1 pseudogene is annotated in these 273 nt (G+C 68.5%); it reads right to left on the bottom strand.

Annotated features, from left to right (window positions below):
- Positions 1–273, bottom strand: a pseudogene (locus tag D471_RS34685) (hypothetical protein); the annotation flags it as partial.

The raw sequence follows: 273 nt of genomic DNA, 5'->3' as shown, positions 1-273 counted from the left end.
GGGGGGGGGGGGAGCCAGTCGAACACGTTCGGCGGGGCCAGCGGGTCGCGGGCGGAGATCGAGTACAGCAGCAGGAACAGGACCAGCACCAAGACGGCGTCCATGAGGATGAGCAGTTCGCGGTCCACCGTGGTCAGCGGGCCGTTCACCACCAGCGCCACCAGGTCGGCGACCAGCATCAGAAGCGCGAGCGGTGTGAACACCCGTGTCAGCACGGGCGCGATGTTCTCCACCACGCTCTTCTTGGCCTCCACCAGCCACGCGGCCACCAGG

Source organism: Nocardiopsis lucentensis DSM 44048 (assembly GCF_000341125.1).
GTDB classification, from domain to species: Bacteria; Actinomycetota; Actinomycetes; order Streptosporangiales; family Streptosporangiaceae; genus Nocardiopsis; species Nocardiopsis lucentensis.
The sequence above is the reverse complement of the archived record's forward strand: the minus strand, read 5'-3'. Positions and strand labels throughout refer to the sequence as shown.